The 25160-nt window shown below is 68.4% G+C and carries 19 protein-coding genes; 12 read left to right on the top strand and 7 right to left on the bottom strand.

Annotation, left to right across the window (positions count from 1 at the left end; translation table 11 throughout):
* Positions 1–73 precede the first annotated feature (73 nt).
* From steA to ABD260_RS16715, 8 genes are all read left to right on the top strand, one after another.
* The gene (steA, locus tag ABD260_RS16750; RefSeq protein WP_344234473.1) at positions 74–1255 is read left to right on the top strand and encodes a putative cytokinetic ring protein SteA; all 1182 of its coding nucleotides are present in this window, start codon (positions 74–76) and stop codon (positions 1253–1255) included.
* Positions 1252–2199, top strand: a complete 948-nt coding sequence (locus ABD260_RS16745; RefSeq protein WP_344234472.1) for a copper transporter — start codon at positions 1252–1254, stop codon at positions 2197–2199. The genes steA and ABD260_RS16745 overlap by 4 nt, the downstream gene beginning before the upstream one ends.
* A 1-nt stretch (position 2200) precedes the next feature.
* A complete protein-coding gene (locus ABD260_RS16740; RefSeq protein WP_344234471.1) occupies positions 2201–3010 on the top strand; it encodes a hypothetical protein in 810 nt (269 codons plus the stop codon).
* 252 nt (positions 3011–3262) lie between these two features.
* The gene (gene murJ / locus ABD260_RS16735; RefSeq protein ID WP_344234470.1) at positions 3263–4741 is read left to right on the top strand and encodes a murein biosynthesis integral membrane protein MurJ; all 1479 of its coding nucleotides are present in this window, start codon (positions 3263–3265) and stop codon (positions 4739–4741) included.
* Entirely contained in the window at positions 4738–5763 is a 1026-nt protein-coding gene (locus ABD260_RS16730) for a glycosyltransferase family 4 protein (protein WP_344234469.1), read from the top strand. The genes murJ and ABD260_RS16730 overlap by 4 nt, the downstream gene beginning before the upstream one ends.
* 21 nt (positions 5764–5784) lie before the next feature.
* Complete coding sequence (pyrG, locus tag ABD260_RS16725; RefSeq protein WP_344234467.1) at positions 5785–7533, top strand: CTP synthase; 1749 nt, start codon at positions 5785–5787, stop codon at positions 7531–7533.
* Complete coding sequence (locus ABD260_RS16720) at positions 7530–8183, top strand: NUDIX domain-containing protein (RefSeq protein WP_344234466.1); 654 nt, start codon at positions 7530–7532, stop codon at positions 8181–8183. The genes pyrG and ABD260_RS16720 overlap by 4 nt, the downstream gene beginning before the upstream one ends.
* A gap of 94 nt (positions 8184–8277) precedes the next feature.
* Entirely contained in the window at positions 8278–9192 is a 915-nt protein-coding gene (locus ABD260_RS16715) for a hypothetical protein (protein WP_344234465.1), read from the top strand.
* A gap of 95 nt (positions 9193–9287) precedes the next feature.
* Here the strand turns inward: ABD260_RS16715 and ABD260_RS16710 are convergent, their stop codons facing one another.
* Entirely contained in the window at positions 9288–9629 is a 342-nt protein-coding gene (locus ABD260_RS16710) for an HIT family protein (RefSeq protein ID WP_344234464.1), read from the bottom strand.
* Positions 9630–10026: 397 nt separating this feature from the next.
* Between ABD260_RS16710 and ABD260_RS16705 the strand changes: the two genes are divergently transcribed.
* Positions 10027–12003 (top strand): DUF8189 domain-containing protein, encoded by a 1977-nt coding sequence (locus ABD260_RS16705; protein WP_344234463.1) that lies wholly within the window; start codon positions 10027–10029, stop codon positions 12001–12003.
* On the opposite strand, the gene ABD260_RS16700 is transcribed toward ABD260_RS16705, so the two are convergent.
* From ABD260_RS16700 to ABD260_RS16675, 6 genes are all read right to left on the bottom strand, one after another.
* On the bottom strand, positions 12000–12830 hold the full coding sequence (locus ABD260_RS16700) for an LLM class F420-dependent oxidoreductase (protein WP_344234461.1): 831 nt from the start codon (positions 12828–12830) through the stop codon (positions 12000–12002). The genes ABD260_RS16705 and ABD260_RS16700 overlap by 4 nt on opposite strands.
* Positions 12831–13005: 175 nt before the next feature.
* Positions 13006–15525, bottom strand: coding sequence for a family 78 glycoside hydrolase catalytic domain (locus tag ABD260_RS16695; RefSeq protein ID WP_344234460.1), 2520 nt, complete (start codon positions 15523–15525; stop codon positions 13006–13008).
* Positions 15522–17837 carry a beta-galactosidase gene (locus ABD260_RS16690; protein ID WP_344234459.1) on the bottom strand — a complete coding sequence of 772 codons (2316 nt, stop codon included), beginning with the start codon at positions 17835–17837 and terminating at the stop codon, positions 15522–15524. Before ABD260_RS16690 ends, ABD260_RS16695 begins: the two co-directional genes overlap by 4 nt.
* 41 nt (positions 17838–17878) lie before the next feature.
* Entirely contained in the window at positions 17879–18763 is an 885-nt protein-coding gene (locus tag ABD260_RS16685) for a carbohydrate ABC transporter permease (protein WP_344234458.1), read from the bottom strand.
* Between the two features lies 1 nt (position 18764).
* Positions 18765–19721 carry a carbohydrate ABC transporter permease gene (locus tag ABD260_RS16680; RefSeq protein WP_344234457.1) on the bottom strand — a complete coding sequence of 319 codons (957 nt, stop codon included), beginning with the start codon at positions 19719–19721 and terminating at the stop codon, positions 18765–18767.
* A 15-nt stretch (positions 19722–19736) separates the two neighbouring features.
* Positions 19737–21071 carry an ABC transporter substrate-binding protein gene (locus ABD260_RS16675; protein WP_344234456.1) on the bottom strand — a complete coding sequence of 445 codons (1335 nt, stop codon included), beginning with the start codon at positions 21069–21071 and terminating at the stop codon, positions 19737–19739.
* Between the two features lie 361 nt (positions 21072–21432).
* Here ABD260_RS16675 and ald point away from each other — a divergent pair, with 361 nt between their 5' ends.
* The 3 genes from ald to ABD260_RS16660 are packed head-to-tail and all read left to right on the top strand — an operon-like array spanning position 21433 to position 24862.
* On the top strand, positions 21433–22548 hold the full coding sequence (gene ald, locus ABD260_RS16670; RefSeq protein WP_344234455.1) for an alanine dehydrogenase: 1116 nt from the start codon (positions 21433–21435) through the stop codon (positions 22546–22548).
* Positions 22545–23471: a site-specific tyrosine recombinase XerD gene (xerD, locus tag ABD260_RS16665; RefSeq protein WP_344234486.1), complete on the top strand. Its 927-nt coding sequence runs from the start codon at positions 22545–22547 to the stop codon at positions 23469–23471. The genes ald and xerD overlap by 4 nt, the downstream gene beginning before the upstream one ends.
* Before the next feature lie 26 nt (positions 23472–23497).
* Positions 23498–24862, top strand: coding sequence for a hypothetical protein (locus tag ABD260_RS16660; RefSeq protein ID WP_344234454.1), 1365 nt, complete (start codon positions 23498–23500; stop codon positions 24860–24862).
* The last annotated feature ends 298 nt before the right edge of the window (positions 24863–25160 follow it).

The raw sequence follows: 25160 nt of genomic DNA, 5'->3' as shown, positions 1-25160 counted from the left end.
CGGTGCGTGAAGGCGGGCCTGGGCGGGTAAATGAGCCAGGAAGGCGCTCTTGACATGGCAGGATGAGGGTGCGATGAAACTGCCCAGCCTGCGGAGAGCACGACCCACTGAACTGCCCGGTGTCACCGGCGTGGTCCGGCTGGATCGGCGTACCAAGAATCTCACCAAACGCCTCAAACCGGGCGAGATCGCGGTCATCGACCACGTCGATCTCGACCGGGTCAGCGCCGAGGCGCTGGTCGACTGCAAGGTCGCCGGGGTGGTGAACGTCGCCGACTCGATCAGCGGCCGCTACCCCAACCTCGGTCCCGAGATCCTGGTCGAGGCCGGGATTCCGCTGGTCGACGGCGTCGGCCGCGAAGTCTTCTCGATCCTGCACGAGGGCGAGCGGGTCCGCCTGGACGAAGGCACCCTGTATCGCGGCCAGGAAGTGGTCGCGAAGGGCATGGACCAGGACAGCCAGTCGGTCGCCGAGCTGATGGACGACGCCCGCTCGGGGCTGTCCACGCAGCTCGAGGCGTTCACCGCGAACACCCTGGAGTACCTGCGGCGGGAGAAGGACCTGCTGCTGGACGGCGTCGGCGTACCCGAGATCCACACGCCGATGGAGGCCAAGCACGTTCTGATCGTGGTTCGCGGGTACGACTATCGCGACGACCTGGTCGCCCTGAAGCCGTACATCCGCGAGTACCGGCCGGTGCTGATCGGTGTCGACGGCGGCGCGGACGCCCTGGTCGAGAACGGCTACGTACCGGACCTGATCGTCGGCGACATGGACTCGGTCAAGGACGAGACGCTGAAGAGTGGCGCCGAGGTGGTCGTGCATGCGTACCGCGACGGCCGCGCGCCCGGTTCGGAGCGGCTGGAGCGGCTGGGCGTCGAGTCGATCGAGTTCCCGGCCACCGGCACCAGCGAGGACGTGGCGATGCTGCTGGCCGACTCCAAGGGTGCCTCGCTGATCGTCGCGGTCGGCACTCACAACTCGCTGGTGGAGTTCCTGGACAAGGGACGCTCCGGGATGGCGAGCACCTTCATCACCCGGTTGCGGGTCGGTGCCAAGCTGGTGGACGCCAAGGGCGTCGGCCGGCTGTACCGCAGCCGGGTCTCGACGTTCCAGGTTGTCGCGCTGATCGTGGCCGGCCTGTTCGCGGTCGGGATGGCGATGATCGCCATTGGCGCCGACGACGTGCTGTGGTCGATCCTGCGGGCGCGCTGGAGCGACTTCGTCTACTGGATCCGGGAGCTCTTCACGTGATCGACTTTCGCTATCACATCGTCTCGATCGTGGCGATCTTCTTCGCCCTGGGCGCCGGTGTGGTGCTCGGCGCCGGCCCGCTGAAGGGCACCGGCAGCGAACTGGTCGCGGCCCAGGCCGACAAGGACCGGCAGCAGCTCGCCGACGCGCGGGCCGAGCTGGTCCAGGTGAAGGCGCTGGACAAGTACCGCGACGACTACGTCGCCAAGGTGACGGCCGGGCTGACCGACGGCAAGCTGAACAACAAGAAGATCACCCTCGTCACCATGCCCAGCGCGGACAGCGACCTGAGCGACTCGGTCCAGAACGAGCTGGAGAAGGCCGGCGGCACGGTCTCCACCAAGGTGTCGCTGGACTCGAAGCTGTTCGACACGGGGCAGCGGCAGCTGGTCGAGTCTCTGGTCCAGCAGCTGGTCTCCCCGGATCTGAACTTCCCGGCGAACAGCACGACGTACCAGCGGGCCGGGCTGTTGCTGGCCCGCGGCGTCGCGGCCAAGGAAGAGGGCAAGAGCGCGGACGCGGACTCCACCAAGGTGATCAGCGGGTTGACCGGCGCGAAGCTGCTGTCGCTGAAGCCGTCGCCGGTGAAGGACCGGTCCAGCCTGATCGTGGTGATCGCGGCCGACCCGCCGTCGCCGGCGCCGGACACGTCCTCGTACACCGACGCGGTCGACTTCATCAAGGGCCTGGACCTGGGCAGTGGCGGGGTCGTGGTGGCGGGTACGCCGGCCAGCGCGGGTGACGGCGGACTGCTCAAGGCCTTGCGGAGTGACTCCGACGCCACCAAGATCGTTTCTTCGGTGGACGTGGCCGATCTTCCCGCCGGCCAGATGACAGTTGTCTTCGCGCTGGCCGAACAGGTCACCGGCAAGGCGGGGCAGTACGGCGCGATCAACGCGAAGAACGGCGTCGCGCCGGCAGCCGTACAGACGAAGGACAACTGACGTGGGAATTCTCAGCGCCGCCCTTTCGGCGGCCGCGACCGCGGGCCTGGAACGGGCCGCGGAACAGCTCCCGAAGGAGAACCGGGAGCCGTTCGAGCGGACCAACCACCGCGGTGAAACGGTGACGCTGCTGGAAGGGCCGGTCGCGGTCCTCGGCGCGCTCGCCGGGGTCGCCGCCTCCCGGGGCAACGGCAAGGTGAAGGCGGCAGCGCTGGTCGCCGGTGCGGTCTCCGGTGCGGTCGGCGCGTACGACGACCTGCGCGGAACCACCCAGGCGAAGGGATTCCGCGGCCATCTCAGTGCGCTGAAGCGTGGTGAGGTGACCAGCGGTGCGGTGAAGATCCTCGGGGTCGGCGCGGCCGGCCTGGCCGCGGCGGCGATGTTGCCGCGCAAGTCGCGTGGAGTGAAGGCGGTTGCCGGAGTCGTCGCCGATGGCGTTCTGATCGCCGGCACTGCGAACCTGACCAACCTGCTGGACCTGCGCCCGGGTCGCGCGCTGAAGGCCGTCACCGCGCTGAACGCTCCGCTCGCGGTCGTCAGCGGGCCTGCCGGTGCTGTCGTCGGTGCCGCCGCCGCGTCCGCGCCCGCCGACTTGGGCGAACGCGCGATGCTCGGCGACTGTGGCGCGAACGGTCTCGGCGCCATCACCGGCACCGCGCTGGCCGCATCGCTGCCGCGCCCGCTGAAAACCCTCGCCCTGGCCGCTGTTGTAGCCCTGAACCTGGCCAGCGAAAAAGTCAGCTTCACCAAGGTGATCGCCGAAACTCCGGCCCTGGACAAGATCGACCAGTGGGGCCGACGACCGAAGTGACAAAGAGGGCATGTGGAGTTCCTGCGCCTACTGCGCGGCACTCGACGGGCACCTCGCCGCGCTGGAGCGAAGGGAACGATGAAACCACATCGACCCCTCCGCTCCAGCACGCCGAGGCACTCCGCCGAGCACCTGCTCGCTACGGCGCAGGAACTCCACATGCCCTCTAGGGGCGGTCGGCTCGCCCGGGCGGCGCTGCTTGTCGCGGTAGTTACCGTCTTTGCGCGGGTTGTGGGTTTCGGCCGGTGGCTGGTGTTTTCGAAGACTGTGGGTGCCGGTTGTCTGGCGGAGGCGTACACGACGGCGAACCAGCTGCCGAACATCCTGTTCGAAGTTGTTGCCGGTGGGGCGCTGGCTGGTGCTGTGATTCCGGTGCTGGCCGGTCCGGTGTCGCGGGGCGATCGGGCGGCGCAAGGGCGGATCGTCGGGGCGTTGCTGTCTTGGTCGTTCGTTCTGTTGGCACCGGTTGCCGTACTGGCGTGGGTGCTGGCCGGGCAGTACACCGACACGATGCTGGACCCGGGTGCGGAGTGCGCCGGGTCGGCCGCGACCGCTACACGGATGCTGGTGATCTTCGTACCGCAGGTGTTCGGCTACGCCGTCGCAGTGATTGCTACGGCCGTTCTCCAGTCCCACAAGCGTTTCGCGGCCGGTGCACTAGCCCCGCTGATCTCCAGCCTCGTCGTCGTCGGTACGTACCTGGTCTTCGCAGCAGTAGCCTCCAACGCCGACACCGCGAACCGTGGTGCCACCGACCTGCTCGCCTGGGGTACTACGGCCGGTGTACTCGCCCTAGCACTCACAGTCCTGGTACCGATGCTCTTCCTGCGCCTGCCGATCAAACCCACCCTGCGCTTGGACCCAGGAGTCGGCCCAGTACTCCGACGGCTCGCACTAGCCGGCCTGGCAGTACTAGTAGCGCAGCAACTCACCTTCATCGTCACCACGTACTTGGCGAACCACCGCGGCGTCGCCGGCAGCATCGCCATCTACACGTGGGCGAACGCGGTCTACCTCCTTCCGTACGCCGTGCTTGCAGTTCCGATCACCACAGCGGTGTTCCCGCGGCTGGCGTCGGCGTTCGAGTCAGGGGAGCGGTTCGACTACTACGCCGCCACCTCCACCCGCGCCGTACTGCTGGCTGGTGGTGCTGGAGCAGCCCTGCTGGTCGGTACGGCCGTACCGGTCGCGAGGATCTTCGCGTACGACCATGGCGCCGTACAGGAAGCCAAAGCCACCTCACTGGGCAATGGACTAATCGCCTTCGCACCAGCAGCTATCGGGTTCGCCGTACTCATGCATGTCGGCCGAGTCCTGTACGCGCGGCACTGTGGTCGTGAGGTGGCTGTAGTGACATCAGCAGCCTGGGTAGTAGTAGCACTGGCTGGTGTGGTGCTGACGTCGTACTGGGATGCCGTACCGGCACTAGCAGCTGCCATGTCGGTTGGCATGGTCCTCGGTGCGGTAGTCCTACTCGGCGTACTGCGAAGGGAAGCAGGACCTGGTGTACTCGCGGGGTCCGGTCGTGCGACGCTTGCCGGGTTGGCCGGCGCCGTACTAGCCGGAGCCGCGGGCTGGGCGGTCGCCCTACCGGCCGGAAACGGCGGTGTGGGCAAGGCACTCGTGTTCGCGGTCCTCTCCGGCCTGGTCACCGTCGTCGTGTACGCCGGTGTCGCCATGGCCCTGGACCGGAACGACACCCGTGCCCTACTACGACGGGAGACGCAATGAGGATCGGGCTGCTGCTCGCGGAGTCGCGGGGCGGGATCGGGCAGCATGTCGCCTCGCTCGTGCCCCGGTTCGTCAGTGCCGGGCATGAGGTGGTCGTGAGTGCTCCGCCGGGAACGGCAGAGCACTTCGACTTTGCGCCGGCGACTGTGGTCACACAGGCCGCTGGGCTGCGAGGGTCCGACATCATCCACGCGCACGGTTACCGCGCGGGCATGACCGCGCTGCGGGACCGGTCGCGGCTGCGCCCCTTGGTGGTCAGTTGGCACAACGCAGTGATCGCACCGGGTCCGCGGGGTCTCGTGATGCGGATGGGGCAGCGGCTGGTTGCCAAGGGCGCCGACCTGACACTGGGCGCTTCCAGCGATCTGGTGGAGCTGGCGAAGAGCCTTGGCGCCCGGAACGCGCAGCTGGCCCCCGTAGCGGCTCCGGCGATGTCACGGGCGCGCGCGGCGCGTGCTGACGTACGCCACGAGCTCGGGCTGGGCAATCAGCCTGTCGTACTCACCGTTGGCCGGCTGGCCCCGCAGAAGGACTATCCGACGTTGCTGTCGGTCGCCGCGCGCGTACACGAGTCAACCCCGAACGCAGTGTTCCTGGTGGTCGGTGACGGTCCGTTGCGGGACAACCTGCAGGCGCGGATCGACGCGGAGCAGTTGCCGGTCCGGCTGCTCGGTCACCGCAGCGATGTGGCTGAGCTGCTCGGGGCGGCCGATGTGTTCCTGCTCACATCACATTGGGAGGCGCGGGCGCTGGTCGTGCAAGAGGCGATGCAGGTCGGCGTACCGGTGGTGGCGACCGCGGTCGGCGGCGTCCCCGAGCTGGTCGACGACAGCGCTGTGCTGGCCTTTCCCGGTGACTCGGACGGGCTCGCGGACGGCGTCCGGGCGGTGCTGGCCGAGCCGGAGACAGCGAACGCTATGCGGACACGTGGCCGGGAGCTGGCCGCCAGATGGATGGACGAGGACGCGGTGGCGAAGAATCTGCTCGACATCTACGCGGGTCTCGTCGCGACCGGTGCTTGACAAGAGGTAGGCTGGAGGCCCGTGGACAGGGCTACGAATTCCCAGCAGACCAAGCACGTATTCGTCACCGGTGGCGTGGCCTCCAGTCTCGGCAAGGGGCTGACGGCGTCCAGCCTCGGCAGTCTGCTGACGGCGCGGGGCATCCGGGTCACCATGCAGAAACTGGATCCGTATCTGAACGTCGATCCAGGCACCATGAACCCGTTCCAGCACGGCGAGGTGTTCGTCACCAACGACGGCGCCGAGACCGACCTGGACATCGGCCACTACGAGCGCTTCCTGGACCGCGATCTCTCCCAGGTCGCGAACGTCACCACCGGCCAGGTGTACTCGAGCGTGATCGCCAAGGAGCGGCGCGGTGAGTACCTGGGCGACACCGTCCAGGTGATCCCGCACATCACCAACGAGATCAAGGAACGGATGCTCGCGATGGCGGGCGCCGATGTCGACGTCGTGCTGCACGAGATCGGCGGCACGGTCGGTGACATCGAGTCGCTGCCGTTCCTGGAGGCGGCCCGGCAGGTCCGGCACGATGTCGGCCGGGACAACGTGTTCTTCCTGCACATCTCGCTGGTGCCGTACATGGCGCCGAGCGGTGAGCTGAAGACCAAGCCGACCCAGCACTCGGTGGCCGCGCTGCGCTCGATCGGTATCCAGCCGGACGCGATCGTCTGCCGCGCCGACCGGCCGATCCCGGACAGCGTGAAGCGGAAGATCTCGCTGATGTGCGACGTCGACGTCGAGGCCGTGGTGGCCGCCGTGGATGCGCCGTCGATCTACGACATCCCGAAGGTGGTGCACGCCGAGGGCCTGGACGCGTACGTCGTGCGCCGGCTGAACCTGCAGTTCCGCGATGTGGACTGGACCCGCTGGGACGAGCTGCTGCGGGTCGTACACCACCCGAAGGACGAGGTCACGGTCGCGCTGGTCGGCAAGTACATCGACCTGCCGGACGCGTACCTCTCGGTCGCCGAGGCGCTGCGCGCGGGCGGGTTCGACAACGACGCCCGGGTGAACCTGCGCTGGATCGCCTCCGACGAGTGCGCCACGCCCGAGGCGGCAGCCCGGCTGCTGGGTGACGTGGACGCGATCTGCATCCCGGGTGGGTTCGGGGTGCGGGGGATCGAGGGCAAGATCGGCGCCATCCGGTACGCGCGCGAGCAGGGCGTACCGATCCTGGGACTGTGTCTTGGCCTGCAGTGCATGGTGATCGAGGTGGCGCGGGACCTGGCCGGGCTGGACCAGGCGGGTTCCACCGAGTTCGACCCGGACGCCGAGCAGCCCGTGATCGCGACGATGGAGGAGCAGAAGCACATCGTCGACGGCGCGGGTGACCTGGGCGGCACGATGCGGCTCGGCCTGTACCCGGCCAACCTGGCCGACGGATCGATCGTCCGCGAGCTGTACGGTGCGCCGTCGGTGCAGGAGCGGCACCGGCACCGCTACGAGGTCAACAACGCGTACCGGGACAAGCTGGAGACCGCCGGGCTGGTGTTCAGCGGGCTGTCGCCGGACAACGAGCTGGTCGAGTTCATCGAGCTGGACCGGTCCGTACACCCGTACTTCGTCGCCACCCAGGCGCACCCGGAGCTGCGATCCCGGCCGACCAAGCCGCACCCGCTATTCTCCGGCCTGGTCGCTGCCGCGCTCGACCGGCAGCGCGAGTCCCGGCTGCCGGTCGAGGACCCGAAGCCGGCCAAGAAGCCCGCAACTACTGAGAAAGCCGCGGAGAAGCCTGCTGCCAAGGCTGAGGCGGTCAAGGCTCGATGAGCGACCATCCTGAGCTGCGGTTCGGTGCCGGGCTGGCGGATCAGCCCGAGCACTGGCCGGTCTCCGCGTCGCAGGTGGTGCATGAGACCGGCCGGGTGATCTCGGTACGGCGCGACACGATCGAGCCGCCGGGTGGGGATTCGTTCGTACGGGATGTGGTTGTGCATCCCGGTGCTGTCGGAGTGGTTGCACTCGACCAGGACAATCGCATGCTGCTCGTACGCCAGTACCGGCATCCGGTCGGCTACAAGCTGCTGGAGGCGCCGGCTGGGCTGCTTGATGTGCAGGGCGAGCAGTACCGGCTGGGCGCGGAGCGGGAGCTGTGGGAGGAGACGGCTACCAAGGCTGCTGACTGGCGGGTTCTGGTAGACGCGTTCACTTCGCCGGGGCTGACCAACGAAGCGGTGCGGATCTTCCTGGCTCGGGACCTGTCGCCTGCTGATGAGGCGTTCGAGCGGGTACACGAGGAAGCGGAGATGGAGACGGTCTGGGCTCCGCTGATCGACGTGGTCGGGGCAGTGCTCGCCGGGCACCTGCAGAACCCGATCCTGGTGATGGGTTCGCTGGCCGCGTGGACCGCGCTGAACGGTCCGGGCTTCGACACCCTCCGCCCCGCCGACGCCCCCTGGCCGGCCAAGGACCTGACCTAGGTCTATCTCATCGTTACCTGCCATGCGGACCAGCTGCCCCGCGGGCTCGCTATCGTCCTTTCACGGTCGGTGACGAGGCAGAGGAGATCGGGTCGTGAGCGAATGGCAGCCGTCGGCTGAGGCGCAGCGGGACATCGAGAAGCTCGTACTGCGGGTCATTGACTGGGGCGAGCTGCCCGTACTCAGGAACTTCGCGGAGGTGTCGTTCGACTCGGAGGCCCCGCCGCAGGGTGCGGTACGGCCGGACGCTTCGATGGTCTTCCCCGAGTGGGTCGGGCAGGCGTTCGAGCCGCCGCAGCAGGCCGCGGAGCTCCGGCGGGCGGCTCACGCGATCACCTTGACCGCGCTGAACAAGCGGATCGAGAAGCTGCCGGAGGGCGAGACGGATGGGCCGGCCCGGCTTCGGCTCGACGAGGTCGATCGTGCCGCCGACCAGTTCGTGAACGACGGGCTGCGGGAGGCGTACTGGGCCGCCAACGGTGACCGGATCTGCCTCCGGCTGAAACCCGAACTCGGCCCCGAGCTGCTGGATGTACCCGACCTTCCGGCCGTCCGGGACGGTGCGCCTGGGCCGGTCGCTCGGGACGCGGCGCTGGCGCTCGCGAGCAGCTACGGGGAAGCGCGAGGTGAATGGCCGGACCTTGCCGTCCGCGAGCTGCTTGAAGCGCCGCGGGACGAGGTGTTCGAAACCGTCGTCGATGGCAAGCTCGCGGCCCAGCTTCGGGACGGCTACACGCCGGAGACGCGGGAAGCACTGTCCGAGCTGCGGGGACGGCTGTCGGCCGAGCTTCGCACCGGATTCGAGCAGCTGTCCCGGGAGCCGGAGCTCGCCCCCGGTACGGCCCACGCGCGCGTCGCCGAGCTGATGAAACCGATCGACGAGTCGGCCCAGACCGTGCGGCTGGCGTTCACAGCAAGGTCCGCGCAGCAGTCGAGCCAGCCGGCAGCAACCGCCGACGCCAAGCCGCGAGACAACAACAAACACCGCTGGACCGGCTTCGGCCGCTGATGCACCCGCAGCGGGTGCATGAACGCCGGCGCCGCTCGAACCACCTGCGGTCGCCCCACGCCACCCGCCGACGCGGTGCGGCGCTGCCTTCGCCGTCAGCTGAGGTGGGCGGTGCCGCCCTCCTGGGCGAGGGTGGTTGCCACCTGGCGGGCGTTGGTGGTGTGTTCGGAGCTTGGGATCGGCGGCAGGATCTCGTTCCAGGCGGCGATCATCGCGCCGCGGAGTTGCATCATGCCGAGGGGGCGGGCGAGGAAGTGGACGTGGAAGTGCTCGCTGCCGTCACCCCAGCGGTTGAAGTGGGTCCGGGCGACGCTGTCGAGGCCCTGGATCGCCTTCGCGACTCGCTGGATGATCACCCCGAGCGTCGCGGTCAGGTCCGGCGGGAGATTGTCCAAGCGGTAGTGCTCCCGCGAGACGAGCATCGCGACCATCGGCACCCCCGCTCGTCTCGCTGCGCGCCCGCAAGATCCACTGCTCGTCGGACCAGATCGCGTTCCCGTACGGGCTGTCGCAGATCCCGCAACCCGCACCGCCCTCGCCGTCGCGGGGCGGTTCGGGAAGCACCGGCTCGGCCAGCGGTACCACCTGCAGTTCACCTTCGAAGGGAAAGAACGGTCCACCGAGAAGTGGTTCGGCGGAGACTCGCTCGCCGTACGGGAGCCGGCGGTGGTACTCGGAAGGCAGATCGGTCATGACCGCACTCTGCCCAGTACGTGGCAGCTGGACAAGCGGCACGGACGTTTCGGGTGTCGTTTCAGCCGTTGACGGGCTGGTGGGGGAGCGGTCACGCTGCGAGGAATCGATTTCCCGCAGGTAGAGCCCGTGAGGTGGACGATGGAGCCGAGGCGGCGGACCGTGGTGCTGGGTGGACTGGGAGTCGCGGCCGGAGTACTGACCGGCGTACCGACGCTGAGTGCGGCTGCGAGCACGGCAGCGCTCACGTGGGTCGGCGCGGGCCCGTTCAAGCATGTGTACGATCCGACGCCGGGCGGCCCGCCGTACGAGTACCTGAACGACCATTGCGTGATCCAGGGCCGCGACGGCACCTGGCACCTGTACGGGATCATCGGCAACTCCGCACCGCCCGGTAGCTTCCCTGGTGGCAACGCGGAGATCCACTTCGCGCATGCGACCGCTCCGGCGCTGGACGGCCCGTGGACCACCCAGCCGTACGCGCTGAGTGTCGACCCGAACTACTTCAACGAAGAGCACCTCTGGGCACCGCATGTCATCGAGAACGCCGGTACGTACTACATGTTCTACGCAGCCGGCGGTAGCGGCTGTGCGATCAACTTGGCGACGTCCACGGACCTGTTCAACTGGACGCGGATTCCACAGGGCCCGGTGTTCCGCGGCCTGGTCGCCCGTGACCCGTTCGTCACGCGCATCGGCAACCAGTGGGTCATGTACTACTGCGAGCTGGCCAACTGGCAGTCGAACCACATCGTCGCAGCACGTACCAGCACGGACCTGATCCACTGGAGTGCACCGCGCACTGTCTTCACGGACCCGAGTACTGACTCCAACGCATCAGTCACCGAGTCCCCGGTGGTGGTGCAGCGCGACGGCACCTACTACCTGTTCATCGGGCCGCGCTTCGGGTACGTCGGTACGGATGTGTTCCGCAGCACCGACCCGTTCAACTTCCAGCTCGCCGGCTACGCCGGTCACGTACCCGCACATGCCATAGAGGTTGTTGGTGATCGCGTCACCGGTGCAGGGTCGTTCCAGCACGGCATCTACCTCGCGGACCTGCAGTGGCGCAGTACGCCGCCGGTCTGGCACAGCCCGGACAACCCTGCTGCCGGAGTGAATCCACAGGGCGCCATAGAACTGTTTGCGCTCGACAACAACCACCGGATCGTCAGACGCGTACTACCTGGCGACTGGGAGTTGTTCAGCGATGAAGTGAGTACGGTGCCAACAGTCGGCCGCAACACCGACGGGCGGTTGGAACTGTTCACAGTCGCCAAGGACCAGGGCCTGCTCCATCGTGTCCAGCGAGCTGACGGTACCTGGGGTGACTGGGAGGTGTTCGGTGGCGCAGCCGGTGCAGCACCGGCCTTGTCACGCAACGCTGATGGCCGCCTGGAGGTGTTCGCACTCGGACCAGCCGGCGCGTACATCACGCACCGCTGGCAGAACGGTGGCGGCTCGTCGAGCTGGAGTGACTGGGAGAGCTTCGGTGGAGCGGCCGGAGCGCCGCCGGTAGTAGGCGTCAACGCCGACGGCCGGATGGAGGTCTTCGCACTCGGTCCGGGCGGGGCGTACGTTGCGCACCGCTGGCAGAACGTACCGAACGGTGGATGGAGCTCCTGGGACACTGGCTTCGGCGGTCCGGCGGCCGCACTCAGTACGGTCAACCGCGACGGGCGCGGGCTGCTCAACGTGTTCGCACTCGCACCGGTGAGTACAGGCGTACACAGGCGAGTCCAGGCAGTACCCAGTGGTGGCTGGGCTGGTTGGCAGCAGGCCGACTCGTGGGCGGATGCGTCCGCACGTACTGCGGTGAACGCGGACGGGCGGTTGGAGATGTTCTGCATCCCGCCTGGCGGTGCACAGATCACCCACCGCTGGCAGACCACTCCAACCAGCGGTGCATGGAGCAACAGCGAGGTGTTCGACTCACAGCCGGTTGCGGCAAGTCCGACTGTCATCGTGGACGCTAGCGGTCGCCAGCACGTCTTCGCCGTTTCACCAGACGGCGTGCTGCGCGAACGTGTCCAGCTAGCGCCCAGCAGTGGCTGGGGCCCTTGGCAAACGTTGCCAGGAGCCCCTGTCCTGCTGCTACCGGTCGGACACCCCAGCTAACCGAGCACAGTTGCCAAAGCCTCGTACCCGGGCAGTAGGTCCATCCCCTCCTTGCCCAGTTGCTGGATCGCGACGTGGTCCGCGCCGGCCTCCAGGTGCGCACGTAGACCGTCCGCGACGTCGACCGCGGAACCATGCAGTACCAGCGCGTCGACCAGCCGGTCGCTACCGCCGTTGGCGAGGTCGTCAGGACCGAACCCGAACCGCTCGAAGTTCCTGGTGTAGTTGCTCAGCTGCAGGTACGACGCCAGCCGGTCCCGCGCCGTCGCCCGGGCGATCTCCGGATCGGTCTCCAGCACCACCATCTGCTCCGGCGCCAGCAGCACCCCGCCGCCGAGAATCCGGCGAGCCTCCTTGGTGTGCTCGGGAACGGTCAGGTACGGCAGCGCGCCGGCCGTCCGCGACCCGGCCAGGTGCATGACCTTCGGCCCGAGCGCGGCCAGTGCCCGGCGGTCCTCCGGTACCTTCGCGTCATCGAGGTCGTCCAGGTACCGCACGATCGTCTCGTACGGCGACCGGTAGTCGTCGTTGCGCTCCCGGTGCCCGATCCCGACGCCGAGCAGGAACCGGCCCGGGTGCTCGTCCTCGAGCCGGTGGTACGACGCCGCCACTTCGGCCGCCGGCGACTTCCAGATGTTCACGATGCTGGTGCCGACGGCAATCGAGTTCGTTGCGGCCAGCAACACCTCGGCGTCGCGCAGGCCGGTGTCCGGCGATGCGCCCAGCCACAGCGCGCCGTACCCCGCCTGCTCCAGCCCCGCCGCCAGCTCCGGACCGAAGTGCTGCGGTCCGTGCCAGACCCCGAACCGTCCCAGTTCCACCGCCACGCCTGCTCCTCTCGTCGACGACCCACACAGCGGGCGCCCCGGGGCGGACGGGTGCCACTACCCAGCATCCCTGACCACTACGACCACCCGTCAATGATCCCTGCCGCGTCAAAGGGCGTCCCCACCAGACCATTCGGCCGAGTGGTCTGGCGGGCTGGGCGGGCCCGAAGCGCTCTCAGGCTTGGTACCGGACCACCTTGACCGCGGGATCGGTCTCGATCCGGACTCGCACGGTCGGTGGCGCCGACACCTCGAGCTCGACGGTGCCCGAACTGCCGCGGGACCAAGCGGCCCGAATCGTTCCGCGGGGCGAGTCGAAGGTGACCGCGGCATCGTTCACGGTGTCCAGCAGCAGCGGCCGGACGACGATCTCCGCCCAGCCGGCCGAGTCCGGTGCCTGCCGGAGCCCGGCGACATCGCCGAGGATCCAGTCGTCGATCACGCCGAGCATGAAGTGGTTCTGCGAGCCGGGCAGGTGGCCCGCGGCCGGACCCGCCCACATCTCGGTCAGCGCGGTGGCGCCGGATTCGACTTGCCCGCCGTAGCCCGGCGCATCGGTCCGGCGGATCATCGCGTCCAGAAGCGCCGCGTTCCCGCTGTCCGTCAGCGCGCGGATGAGGGCCGGCAGGGCGATCTCGCCGACGGTGACAGCCCCGCCCGCGCGGTCGACGGCAGCCAGCAGGCCTTGGGCGATGCTCTCGCGCTCGGCATCGTCGATTCCCTCGGCAGTCCAGGTGAGTGCCCAGCAGGCCTGGCTTCCGGTACCCCATTGCCCGCGACCGTCCCGGAACGCCGAGCTGAACCGCGCCCAGGTCTCGTCGGCACGACGGTGCCAGTCCGTGGCCAGTGCTGTCTCGCCGAGAACGGCCGCCGCGCGTGCCGCCGTACGCAGGGAGGTCGCCCAGCCATGAGTGGCGACCAGATCGCGTGGCGTGCTGTCGTCGAGCTCGATCCAGTCGCCGAGGCCGAAGTCCAGCAACCCGTCGGCTGTCGCTCGCGACCCGAGGTGGTGCAGGTAACGCCCCATCGCCGGCAGGGCGCGTCGCAGTACCGCCGTGTCCGCATAGTGCCGGTAGAGCTGCCACGGAACCTCGATGATCGCCCGGCCCCAGTTCGGATCGTCACGGAAGGCAGTCGAGTCGCCCTTGTGCACGTCGAAGTCGAAGACGATCAGTTCAGGAGCGGTACTCGGGATCAGGCCGGCGCCGGTCTGCGCCTCGATCATGTGCCGGACGGCGTCGGCGAGGTGCGCCTGGACGTCGTAGTTGCGCGCCAGCGGGCCGAAACACAGATACAGCTGCTCGAGCCAGCCGAGCTTCTCGCGGTGCGGGCAGTCGGTGAAGACCGAGTACATGTTGCCCTGCACCGCACGGTCGATCATCCGGTGCAGCCGATCGAGGAAGCGATCGCTGGTGGCGAAACTCCCGGCTGCCGGGTTGTCCGTGCGCAGGACCTCGAATCGGACCGCTGAATCGGGTTCCTGCTCCGACAGGCCCTCGACGTGCCAGTACCGTGCACCGTGATAGACGAAGGCCGGGTGCCAGCTCGCGGTGGTTGCCGCCGGCACCGTGCTGTCCCAGATCGGGCCCCCGGTCGTCACCTGCTGGGGCAAGCCGTCGGAGCCGAGCAACTCGCCCGGCCGGAGCGTGACCGGTGCACCGGGAACGGCAGCCCGCAGGTCGAGCCGTGGCCGGCCGGCCAGGTTCACGCCGAAGTCGATCACCCGGCTGCCGTCGGCGTGCCGCGTAACCGAAGCCGGCCGGACCAGCTCGACCACCCGAATCGGCGGTGCGGACCGCCAGAAGATCCGCTGGTCCCCGGTCGCGACCTCGGCCGCGGGCGACCAGTCGCCGGCTGCTTGCGGGTCGTGATCCTCGCCGCCGAACCAGTGCGCCGTCCGCGTCGGCCCCAGCCTTGCCCGCCAGTGGCTGCCGGAACAGATCGACTGGAGCCGGCCGTCGGCATCGACGAGGTCGAGCCGCGCTCGCGCGTACGGCACATGCCCGGCGGTGAACTTCGTGTACCGGCCGGGGAGCCGAGGCACCCAGGCGATACCGCCACCGAGGCTGAGCCGCAGTTCGTTGCGTCCGGTCCTGATGCGGCCGGTGACGTCCCAGGCGGACGCCGGTACCGAACGGTGCAGAGCGGAGTACCCAGGCTCGAGCTCGGCGTCGATCGCCGGCCGGCCGTTGATCAGCGGCACGACGACCCCCGCGCCGCTCAGATACAGTCGCGCGCTGACGATTTCCGCCGCGACGGTGAACGCGGTCTCGACTTCCGGCAGCGAGGCCGGCCCGGTCCGCGCCGGGTCGAGCCAGGCGGCGTGAGTGATCGCGGCTGAGTCCCACTCCGAGGCGTCCCAGAGTGCGGCCTCGACGGACGCACACACGCTCGGCACCGGCGTGCCGCCGTCGATCGCCGCGACGACGCGCCACCACACCCGCTGCCGGGACCGCAGCGGTTCCACTGGCCAGTCGGCCGTGTGCGCATCGGCCGGCAGGGCGCCGTCGTACAGGTCCGGGAGTCCGTTCGGCTCGGACCCTAGCTGCAGCCGGAGCGAACCAGGCCGCTGACTGCCACGGAACTTCCAGCTGAGGCGGGGTGAGGGATCCGGGACACCGAACGGATCGATGCGGCCAGCAGCGCGCAAGCCGACCGCGACCGGAAGGCGCCGGTTGTCGCGATCCGCGATCATCGGGCCGGCTCCGCCCACACCGTCGAGGCGACCAACCGGATGCCGTCCACCGAGCACAGCGGGGCCGTGGCGTCATTCTTGCGGGACCTGGCCACCGCCGGGAGGTACACCGGTGCCTGCGGGAACAACGGCAGTACCCTCAAGACCAGTTCGGAATCGGCCCGTACCGCCAGGGCGGACAGATCCAGGCTCCACGACGAGCCGTCCCAGAAACGGTCCGCGACCGGAGCGCCGTCCAGCCACAGCTGGGCCGCGTCGCCCGTCCAGTCCACCTGAAGTTCCACCAGATCGCCGTACTCGCCCAACCAGCTGGGCAGCCGCAGAGTCCACTCGGCGGCGTTGGCCAGGAAGTCCTCGTCACGGGGGGCCGATGCCCGCCGGTCGCGGAATCCGTACGTCCGGTAGGTCAGGTCCGGCTTACGGTCGAGCCGCGCCTCGACCGTACCGATTCTCGGCGGTGGACCGATGAGTTCGACCGGTACGGACACGAAACTCCGCAGCGCCGGCTCGTAGCGCTGCACCGCCGGCGGCTCGCTCGCCCGAAGGCGCAGCCTGCCGTCCGCCTCGATCCACAGCGGCGCCTTGCTCAGCAGCAGCTGACGCTCGTCGGGCCGGTCGCTGACCCAGGCGTCATCGGCGTACTCCGCGGCCAGCACCAGGACGTCGATGCTCGCCTCGTCCCGCGCGACCTCGACGACGAAGCCGCGGTTGTCGTCCAGTGCCTGGCCGTCCGCGGCACCGAGGACAGCCTCGTCCGTCAACGCCAGCTGAGGATCGATGCCGCGATCCGCCGTCAGCACCAGCGTCGATCGCGGACCGTCGAGCACGGTCAGCGGCGACGCCGTGGCCCACCGCACGCGGACACCGCCGACCTCCAGGTGTACCGGCCAGCGGGTCACCGTCCCGGCCGGAATGTCCACCGGCACCGGCGGGAAGCTGACGGTTTCGTCGCGGAGCCGGATCTCGAACTGGGCCCCGCGATAGTCGTCGAGCGGGATGTCGGGCTGGTGCCAGCCGATGAAGACGAAGCCGCTCGATCCGTCACTGCGGAGCGCCCAGCGCAAGGTCGTCGCGTCCTCGACTCCGCTCGGAACGAGCTCTGGGAACGACGGCGGCATCTGTGCCAGGGACGAACCGAACGCGGCGAGGGCGGCGTGCTGACGCCGCAACGGCCCCAGGCTCGGCGCGATGCGTCCGGATGCTCCGATCGGCGCATGGAAGTCGTAGTCGAATCTTGGCAGGTCGTTCGGATAGCCGGTCGCATGGCTCTCCTGCAGGCCTTCCGATCCCGGCGGATTGGTGCCGCCGGCAAACATGTAGTACCCCTGCCAGGCCGAACCGCTGCCGAGCGCGTTGCCGGAGATCGCCGCGACGTCGAGCGCGGACGGCCACGGCCGGCGGTGATAGGACCCGGCCATGCCGCCGCCGAGTTCGCAGGTCACGATCGGGAACACCGACGAGGTCGGGGCCGCGCCGTCGGTCACCGAATGCGTACCTTGCTGCGCCCGGACGTCCGCGCCCAGCATCGTGTCGTCCCAGTGGCTGGAGAAGAAGAAGTGCGCGCGGAAACTGTCGTCCCACGGCGCATCGTGTTCCATCCAGAAACCGTCCGGGTAACCGCCGTACACCGGAATGACTTCCTGGCCGGGCAATTGCGCGCTGCCCCAGGCCGATGAGGTCCACAGCGGGGCCGAGAGCCCTGCCTCTCGCAACATCCGCTTCAGGGTGTGGATGTGGTGCGGGCGGTCGACGAGCTCGTTCTCGATCTGGATCGAGACGACCGCCCCGCGCGGGCCACAGTACGGTCCGGCGACCTTTCCGAGGACACCGAACCACTCCTGGACGAGGTCCAGGTACCGCGGATCATCGGTCCGCAGGGTGGCGCCGGAATGCTGGACCCAGTCCGGGAATCCGCCGTAGCGGGCCTCACCGTGAGACCACGGCCCGACCCGCAGGATGACGCCCAGGCCGATTTCGTCGGCCAGCCGGAGGAAAGCGGCGAGATCGCGATTGCCGTCGAACCGCAGCTGCCCGCGTTCCTCCTCGTGGTGGTTCCAGTAGATGTAGGTCGACACCTCGGTGGCTCCGGCCGCGCGCAGCAGCCGAAGCCGCTCGTTCCAGCGCTCTCGGGGAGTGCGGCTGAAGTGCAACTCGGCCGCGACGGGGATCGAGGGCTTACCGTCGACCAGCATCCATCGGCTGGTGACCCGGTAGCGGTCGTGCTGGTCGATCTCGTTGCTCATCGCCGGCAGCAAGTCAGGCTGCTGCCAGTCAGCCGCAGTGGCCCGGAGCGGCTCGCGGTCACGGTTCACGATGACTCCTCAGTGGTTTGGGGGAGCGGATGGTGAGCTGATCACTTGACGGAGCCCAAGGTCATGCCCTCGACGATGCGCCGGCCGAGGACGACGTACACGACGATGGTCGGCACGACCACGATCACGATGCCGGCGAAGAGTCCGCCCCAGTTCGAGGTGTACTGCATCGTGCTGTACAGCCCGAGCAGCGCCCGCGGCAACGTGCCCTGTTTGTCGTCGGTGATGAAGACCAGGGCGAGCAGGGTCTCGTTCCACAGACCGAGGCCGGTGAGCAGCATCGCGGTGGTGAGCCCGGGCCGGGCCAGCGGCCACATGATCTGGCGAAAGGTCCGGAACGGCCCGGCGCCGTCGAGCGCGGCCGCCTCTTCCAGTTCGGTCGGCAGCGACCGGAAGAAGCCGGTCAGCAGGAAGACGGCGAACGGCAAGGACGTCGCGACGTACAAGATGTAGAGGCTGATCCGGCTGTCCCACCAGCCGAAGGTCTGGTACGCGGCGTTGCTGATCGCGTTCATGAAGACGAACAGCGGAACGATGATGATCTGCAGCGGGATGCCGAGCCCCATCGCGAACAGCGTGGTGACCGGCCCGGCGCTGCGCATCCCGGTCCGCGAGAGCGGGTACGCCGCGAGTGCCGCGAGCCCGACCACGGACACCGAACCCAGACCGACGAGCAGGACCGAGTTGAAGAACCCGGCTCCCAGCTTCGACGTCACCCACGCGTTGACGTAGTTGCCGAAGGACCAGACTTCCGGCAGCGCGAACGGCTTGGTGAACACCGCGGACCCGCCGCGGAACGACCCGAGGACCACCCAGCCGAGCAGTGCGACGTTGAACGCGGCCCAGCCCACGACGAAGGCGACGCCGAGCGACCAAAGCACCCGGGGAACGACCGCGGTACGGACAACTCCAGCAGATCTGGTCATCTCAGAACTCCAAGGCTTCGCGACGCATGAAGCGCCGGACGGCCACCACCAGGACAAGCGTCATCAGGACCATCACCACGGCCATTGCGGAACCGAGCCCCATGTCGTACTGCGCCGGCGCGCCTCCGGTGGTCGTCAGGAACACCTCGATGGTCATCGTGCGCGCCTGTGGTGGGGGATTCGCACCGGTGCCGACGAGACCGTAGACGAACTCGAAGATGCGGATCGCGCTGATCATCCAGAGCACCGCGGTGACCGACACCAGGTCCCAGGTGAGCGGCAGGGTGACGTGCAGGAAGGCCCGGAACCGGCCGGCGCCGTCGAGCGCCGCCTGCTCGTAGTAGTAGCCGGGAATCCGGCCGATGGCCGACGCCATCAGCATCACGTAGTACCCGGTCGATCCCCAGATCGTGGCGATCAGGATCATCTTGAAGATCCAGTCCGGGGTCAGCCAGAGCTGGGCAGCCGATCCGAGGCCGGCCAGCCGCAACGTCGCGTTCAGCAATCCGTCCGGCGACAGCAGCAGCCCCAAACCGATGCCGACGGCAATCGGCGACAGCAGGTGCGGCACGAACATGATCGTCCGCAGCACCGGGCCGAGCTTCAGCTCCCGCAGGATCGAGGAGATCAGGAAGGAACAGGCGAAGACGCCGACACCACAGACGATCAGGATGGTGATCGTGTTGGTGAACGCCATCCGGAAGCTCTCGTCGCGCCACATCCGCCGGTAGTTCCCGAACCCGACGAAGACCTGCGGATCACCCATCCCGCGCCACTTCACGAAGCTCACCCAGACCCCGTACAGCGCCGGCACTACGAAGAAGCCGACATAGAACAGCAAGGCGGGGGTGATGAAGGGCCAGTAGATCTTCCGGCGCCCCTGCTCGGCGGGCGAACCGCCGGACCGGACTCGCGCCCGCGGGGCCAATCCCGCGGGACTCGCCATCACTCGACTCATCAGGCCGCGATCCTTCTAGTTGTTCTTGTGGTAGTCGGCGGTTCGCTTCGCGAGGTCCGCCCGGAAGCCGGCCGCGTCGGTCTTGCCCTCGAAGAAGGCGACGACGGCCGGCTGCCAGACGTCGGTGACCCATTTCGGCATCGTGTTGTACAACCCGTCGTTGGTGCCGAAGAAGGCCGTGGCGTTCGCGAACTCCTTGGCGTAGCCGGCCAGGTCCGGTGGCGGGGTGACGTCGGTCCGGGCCGGCATGCTCTTCGCGACGGTGGCGATCCGGGAGAGCTGCTTCTTCGCCAGGAAGTACGCGATGAACTTGTCCGCCGCCTCCTTGTGCAGAGCCTTCTGCGGTACGGCGAAACCGATCGGCCCGGCATCGACCACGCCGGTGCCCTTGTCCTGATCCGAGATGGCCGGAAACGGGAAGGACCGGAACTCGATCAGCTTGCGCACGTCCTTGTGCTGCGAGGTCAGCGACGTCGTCGCTTCTGTCGGCAGCCAGCTGCCCATCAGGATCAGATCGGTCTTGCTGGTCTGATCGGCCCAGGCGCTCTGCTGCGTCGGGAACTTCGTACCGTTGAAGCCGGGTGGGAAGTATCCGCCCTTGATCAGCTGTTGAATCGCTTCAGTCCCACGCTTCCACGCGGGAGTTTCGAAGCCTTGGCCGGACGGGTCCTTGGCGGCGTTGGCGATCGTGCCCGGGCCGCCGGTCCGCATCAGGGCCCACAGCACCCAGTACGCGTCGTAGTCGGCGATGTCACCGTCGAGCGCCACCGGCGTACGCCCGGCCGCCTTCAGCTTGTCGAGAGCTTTGATGAACTCGGCCCAGGTCTTCGGTGGATGCAGGCTGAGCTCGGGCGTGACCTTCTGGTTGTACCAAACCGACGACCCGACCAGGCTGTACGGCGCCAGCCGCGGGCCGTCCGTCCCGGAGACCTCTTTCAGCATCGGCTTGATCAGGGAGTCGCCGACGGTGATGTTCTCGCCCGGGATTTCGGACTTGTAGACGTCGGTCAGGTTCTGCAGATTCGCACTGCCGTAGGAAGTCAGCAGGTCGGTGCCACCGTCCACCAGGTCCGGTGGGTTGCCCGCGGTCAGCCGCGGTATCACCTGCTTGCCGACTTCACGGCCGACCCACTGCGCGTCGACCTGGATGCCGGTTTCGGCGCTGAAGCTGTCGAGTGCCGCCTTGATCGCCTTCTGCTGGCCCTCGCCCTCGGTCCACATCGACCAGTAGACGAGTTTGCCCGCGGCACCGGACTTGGCGTCCTTCGCGCCGCCGCAGCCGGCCAGCCCGACGGCCCCCAGGGCGAGCGCGAGCGCTCCGGATACCGCTCTCAACCTCGTGATGCGCATGGCGAATCCCTTCTCTGAAGGTGCTCCGGCTGCCGACCGGGCATGGGCAGTTTTTGTCCAGTGATGCACAGGAGAGCGTTTTGAAACGTTTTAATCACCGCTTTTGAACAGGTTATTCAGCGCGGCTCTCTCCGGTCAAGAACTTGGCCCGAAAGCGGTCAAGAACCTGGCCCGAAATCGGACGGCCCGCGCGGCAAGGATTCCTGCGCTGTCAGCGGGTCTTTCGATCAGACCATCCGGCCGGGTGGTATGGCCTCTTCGGGCATACACTCGGCAACGACCTGGCAACCACCCCTCGAGCGCCGGGCCGCGGACACAACGACGTGAGCCGCACACCTGGATCGGGAAAGAAGGGCGAGTTGTGAAGGTCGGAGTTCCGAAGGAAGTCAAGAACCACGAGTACCGGGTGGCGATCACCCCGTCCGGCGTGCACGAGTTCGTGCGGACCGGGCACGAGGTTCTGATCGAGCAGGGGGCCGGTGCCGGCTCGCTGATCCCGGACCAGGAGTTCGTCGCCGCGGGGGCGCGGATCGTGCCGGACGCGGATGACGTCTGGGCGGACGCGGAACTGGTGCTGAAGGTGAAGGAGCCGGTGGCGGAGGAGTACCACCGGATGCGCAAGGACCAGGTCCTGTTCACGTACCTGCACCTGGCCGCAAGCCGGGACTGCACCGACGCGCTGCTGCGCTCCGGAATCACCGGCATCGCCTACGAGACCGTGCAGCTTCCGGACGGTTCGCTTCCGTTGCTCGCGCCGATGAGTGAGGTGGCCGGCCGGCTGGCACCGCAGTCCGGTGCGTACCACCTGATGGCGCAGGGCGGCGGCCGTGGCGTGCTGCTCGGCGGTGTCTCCGGCGTACACCCGGCTCGCGTGGTCATTCTTGGCGCCGGCGTGTCCGGGATGAACGCGGCCGCCATCGCGCTCGGGATGCAGGCGCAGGTGCAGCTGTTCGACCGCAACATCGCCCGGCTCCGGCTCGCCGACCAGATCTACCAGGGTCACCTGCTGACGATCGCCTCGAACGCGTACGAGATCGAGCGCGCCGTACTGGAAGCGGATCTGGTCATCGGCGCCGTGCTGGTGGTCGGGGCGAAGGCGCCGAAGCTGGTCACCAACGACATGGTCCGCCGGATGAAGCCGGGCAGTGTGCTGGTCGACATCGCGATCGACCAGGGCGGCTGCTTCGAGGACTCACGCCCGACCACACACGCCGACCCCGTGTACGCGGTGCACAACTCGCTGTTCTACTGCGTCGCGAACATGCCCGGCGCGGTGCCGAACACGTCCACGTACGCGCTCACCAACGTGACGCTGCCGTACGCGATCGAGCTGGCGAACCTGGGCTGGCGGGAGGCGCTGAAGCAGGACCACAGCCTGGCGCTCGGGCTGAACACGTTCGACGGCCACGTCACGTACGGTCCGGTCGCCGAGGCGCACGACCTGTCGCAGCTGAAGCTGGACGAGGTGCTGGTCTGAGCATCGCCCGTGCGGTTGGCGCTTACCTTGACCACCTGACGGTGGAACGCGGCCTGGCCGCCAACACGCTGGCGTCGTACCGGCGCGACCTGCGCCGGTACACCGGCTTCCTCCGTGAAGTGGGGATCGACGAGCTCGGTCCGATCACCGAGGCGGTCATCAGCGACTTCCTGATGCGGCTGCGGGAGGGCGACGCGGACCACCCGCCACTGACCGCGTCCAGCGCTGGGCGGACAGTGGTCGCGGTGCGTGGATTCCACAAGTTCTGCGTCCGCGAAGGGCTGACCGCGGTGGACCCTGCCGCGGCCGTGAAGCCCCCTACGCCGCCGCAGCGACTGCCCAAGGCCCTCTCGGTCGATGAGGTCACGCGAATCCTCGCAGCGGCCGCTGGTGCCGAGTCAGAGCCCGCTGTGCTCGCCACCCGCGACGCGGCCCTGCTGGAGTTCCTGTACGGCACCGGTGCGCGAATCTCCGAAGCGGTCGGGCTGGACGTCGACGACATCGATCTGGACGCCGGGGCGGTGCTCCTGCGCGGCAAGGGCAGCAAAGAGCGGGTCGTACCCGTCGGTTCGTACGCGCGGGAGGCGTTGTCGGCGTACCAGGTCCGTGGCCGGCCTGATCTGGTGTCGCGCGGGCGCGGGACGGCTGCCCTGTTCCTCAATGCGCGCGGTGGGCGGTTGTCGCGGCAGAGTGCATGGACTGTGTTGCGCAGGGCGGCCGGGCGAGCAGGGATCGCGAAAGAGATCTCTCCGCACACGCTGCGTCACTCGTACGCGACGCACCTGCTCGACGGCGGTGCTGATGTCCGGGTGGTGCAGGAGCTGCTTGGGCATGCATCGGTGACGACCACACAGGTGTACACGCTGGTCACTGTCGACAAGCTGCGGGAGGTGTACGCAACGTCGCATCCGCGGGCGCTCTGACCCCTGCGGCCGGAAATACTCGGTGGGTGCCGACCATGCCCCGGGAGTTCATCGACGTCCTGACCAACCGCTTGGCTGACTACAGCGGCCGAGACTGGCGGGAGGTCCGCTCCGTCGTTCGGGACGCGGACGACCGCCTGGCTGTCCGGATGGCCGACCTGATGCTGGACGACGTACGTCAGCATGTCGGGGAGGCACATCGTGAGTACCAGAGCGCTAGGCGACGGTTCGTTGACGCTGTTGGTCCGGAGCTTCGGGCTGTTTCGCCTGGGGTTGGTACCCGGGTGCAGCAGCTGCAGCAGGCGCGAGCTGATGCGGAGCGGGTGTTCGCGATCGCTGTTGATGTTGCTGATCCGGTGGCTGTTGCGGTGGAGGCACCACGGGCCAAGGAAGTGCAGCGGGCGGCACAGGTCGCCGAGGCGCGCGCGGTACTGCGAGGGCTGATACCGGACCGGATGCCGACGGAAGAGCAGGTCGGTGAGTGGCTGACTCAAGCTGAGCAGGGTGGTGACCGTCGGGAGTTCGTTGCCGGTGTCGGGAGTGCTCTGCTGGAGGCGGCCGGGGACGAGAACTACGAGCCGCGTACCAACTCGCCGTCAGCGCGTCGAACGTTGGGGGACGGTGTAGCGCGGGCGTGGGTCCGGCAACGGCTGCCTGAGGTCACGGCCGCGCTTGGCCGGCCGATGGAGCCGGGTGACGAGGACCAGCTGCCGTACGGGTTCCAGGGTGAGATGGCTGACGGGCTGGCCCAGGCGATCAGCGAGCGGACCGGGCGTCCGCACGACGAGGTGCTGGACCGGCTCTGTGCGGCCGGCGACCTGAGCTTGGGGCAAGAAGACGACCAGTGGACGGTCGCCCGTCAGCTACTGGTCCCCGACGCCGCCCTGGAACAAGTCGGCGAACGGGAGCGGGCCCGCGCGACCGCACAGGTCCGCTACCGGATGCTGGACACGTTCATGGAGCACTACGGCTACCCCGACGAACCAGCAACCCTTTCCCCACACCAGGTAGGCGCCGAAATAGCCACCGCAGCCACCACCCGAGCCGAAGAATGGCACATCCACCTCCCCGAACCACCCACCCAACCCGAGCCCACAACCCAGCCCACCCCAGCCCAGACAGCACCGGAGCCGACCGGACTGGAGCCGACAGCACCGGAGCAGGCAGCACCGGAGCAGGCGGTGCCGACTGGGCAGGATCCCGCCCTCGACGCGGCAGTCAAAGCCGCCTTCGTCCCCGGCACCACCCAGCCAACCGGCCGCCCGGCGGCGAACACCCAACCGGCACCGGGAACGTCGGCGCCGGGAACCCCGGCGCGGCCGGCGGCCCGGCAGCCGGGTACGCGGCCCGGGGAGCGCCCCGGCTCCACCCCAGGCCCCCGCGGAGCCTGACGCACCAAGACAACCCGAGCGGCCCGGCCAATGATTCAGCGGCAGCTCGACAGGAGGTGTGGGTCCGGCGCGCACACCCGCACGCTCAGGCGGGCGGGTGGCTGCCCGTAGTGGGCGTATACGTACTGTCGAGCTGCTGAGGGTGGACCCCCGTGCTGGGGGTTGGGGACGGTGTGCGATTATCTGGTGACGGTTGGTTACTCCGGGAGGGTGAGCGGCCTCGTTCGGAGCTTTGTCGACAAACCACCCGACCCCGGTGCGGAGTGGCTGGTTGAGAGTGCTTGAATGCACGCTTACA

It is taken from the genome of Kribbella hippodromi (assembly GCF_039531045.1).
GTDB lineage: Bacteria > Actinomycetota > Actinomycetes > Propionibacteriales > Kribbellaceae > Kribbella > Kribbella hippodromi.
This window is presented reverse-complemented; position numbering and strand designations above follow the sequence as displayed.

Coding starts and splice junctions, on each gene's coding strand:
- steA (WP_344234473.1), top strand. CDS start 74: ATGAAACTGCCCAGCCTGCGGAGAGCACGACCCACTGAACTGCCCGGT.
- ABD260_RS16730 (WP_344234469.1), top strand. CDS start 4,738: ATGAGGATCGGGCTGCTGCTCGCGGAGTCGCGGGGCGGGATCGGGCAG.
- ABD260_RS16720 (WP_344234466.1), top strand. CDS start 7,530: ATGAGCGACCATCCTGAGCTGCGGTTCGGTGCCGGGCTGGCGGATCAG.
- ABD260_RS16705 (WP_344234463.1), top strand. CDS start 10,027: ATGGAGCCGAGGCGGCGGACCGTGGTGCTGGGTGGACTGGGAGTCGCG.
- ABD260_RS16695 (WP_344234460.1), bottom strand. CDS start 15,525: ATGATCGCGGATCGCGACAACCGGCGCCTTCCGGTCGCGGTCGGCTTG.
- ABD260_RS16685 (WP_344234458.1), bottom strand. CDS start 18,763: ATGACCAGATCTGCTGGAGTTGTCCGTACCGCGGTCGTTCCCCGGGTG.
- ABD260_RS16680 (WP_344234457.1), bottom strand. CDS start 19,721: ATGAGTCGAGTGATGGCGAGTCCCGCGGGATTGGCCCCGCGGGCGCGA.
- ABD260_RS16675 (WP_344234456.1), bottom strand. CDS start 21,071: ATGCGCATCACGAGGTTGAGAGCGGTATCCGGAGCGCTCGCGCTCGCC.